The organism is Halalkalibacterium halodurans, assembly GCF_004376175.1.
GTDB classification, from domain to species: domain Bacteria; phylum Bacillota; class Bacilli; order Bacillales; family Bacillaceae_D; genus Halalkalibacterium; species Halalkalibacterium halodurans.
In genome coordinates, this window is record NZ_SNUY01000068.1 from 1 (window position 1) to 1854 (window position 1854).

General features: G+C 39.8%; 1 protein-coding gene. It reads left to right on the forward strand.

Features of this window, described 5'->3' with window-relative positions:
* The first annotated feature begins 232 nt into the window (after positions 1–232).
* Positions 233–1735, forward strand: a complete 1503-nt coding sequence (locus tag E2L07_RS17205) for a transposase (protein ID WP_134228599.1) — start codon at positions 233–235, stop codon at positions 1733–1735.
* Positions 1736–1854 lie beyond the last annotated feature (119 nt).

Sequence of the window (1854 nt, forward strand, 5' to 3'; positions counted from 1 at the left end):
ATAGACTCTCGGCATTCGCCGAGCTTTGTGGTTCAAGGATTTTCCTCAAACCAATTTATTTCATCCCTCCTATTTTAGGTGGGATTTTTTAATGTTCATTTTTTAAAACTGGAAATTAATTATCAAAATATTTTCTCGAATTCGACAAGAAACACTTGACTTTTCAAAAACACCACAATAATCGCCGGTGAAGGGATTATTTTCCCTTACTACTTGTGATTGAGGTGCCAAAATGAAACCAACGTTTATTGCACACGAAACTTATCAAAACTTCGTTCTAAATCAGTTAAATGCCCATTATTCTGGCGGCATTCTTACCCTTGTTAATAAGGATTGGCCAGTAATTAAAAAGCTTTGGATAACTGATCTCTCTTCGGTAACTACATGGCTTGGTGATTCCTATTCCAAAAAGGGACCAAAGCCTCGTGACCCTGCTTCTATGATGCGTTCTTATCTGCTTTCATTATTTGTTCAACCTACAAAAGGTATTACTCATTGGGTTGATCAACTTCGTCGCGTTCCGTTGTATGCAATTCTTAGCGGTTTTGAACCCGGTGACACACCAGGTGTTGGAACATTTGAAGACTTTTTCAAACGTTTATGGGCCTTCGAAAGCCCGAATGTTATGCCGAAGGTCAAACCTAAAAAGAAAAAGTCAAAAAAGAAAAAGAAGCCTAAAAAGGGTGAAAAAGCTGAACCTAAGAATCCCGGAATTGTTCGTAAACTCGTTGATCGGGCAATGCGTTATGGTTCCAAACAAAAACAACTGCCAGGAGACCGATTATTTGAGTTTTTTCAATCCCAATTTTTAGCGGTTTCTACGAAACTTGGTCTTCTTGGGGATCCCGAAGCTCTAGGTGTAGTTGGAGATGGGACACCAATTGAAACAGCTAGGTACCCGAGAAGTAAATCAACCTGTAATTGTAGTGCCCAAGGACTAACGAACTGTACTCACCCACGCCAGTATTCACAACCCGACATCGACTCAGGCTGGGATAGTTCTAAGGAAAAGTACTTCAACGGATATCATCTCTACATGATATCCACTAGCGATAGCCAATACGACTTACCGCTATATCCACGGCTGCATCCTGCTTCCCGGCATGATTCAGTCAGCCTAGTGGTTAGTTCAATTGAATTTTCGCAACGGTACACCTTGGGCACGATTGATAAAATTCTTCTTGATGCAGCGCACGATGCTGAGGCCATTTATGAGCTACTTGAACATCAAAATGTGGAACCCTTCATCGATTTAAATGTTCGAACAAAGAAGAACTTTAGTACAGAAAGTGATATTCAAATATCTCCAACAGGTGTTCCAATCTGTCCGATTGGGAAGGAGATGAAGCCCAACGGGTTTGACAAATCTCAAAATCGGCAAAAATGGCGTTGTCCACTTGCTTGCGGTACCAAAAATACATGCTCATCACCGTGTTCAAAAGCAAAATATGGTCGGACATTCCATACATTCAGAGAGGATAATCTACGATTATTTACCAAAACACCAAGGTCCTCTGAAAAGTGGAAACTTATATACAAACGAAGAACCTCTGTTGAACGTTCTAATAAAAGAGAAAAAATAGATTATCACTTGGAATCTGGACGCCACCGGTCAACAAAAATGTGGTACATTCGCCTATACGCCATAATGATGTGTCAGCACATCGATGCTTGGTACAGCAGTCAGAAAGAGCAGTTAAATATTGAAGAAATCATCTTTCCTAAAGCCGCCTAGTCAATTTTTAAAAAAATAATGGCAATAGGTTTCTTTGTCATGCACATTTTTGAAAATACAATGAAAATAATGAGTGTGCAGGCCATTCCAATCCAATTTCCAGTAATTTTGGTTCATTT

Excerpts from the sequence above, each read along its gene's own strand:
- E2L07_RS17205 (WP_134228599.1), top strand. The coding sequence starts at position 233 with ATGAAACCAACGTTTATTGCACACGAAACTTATCAAAACTTCGTTCTA.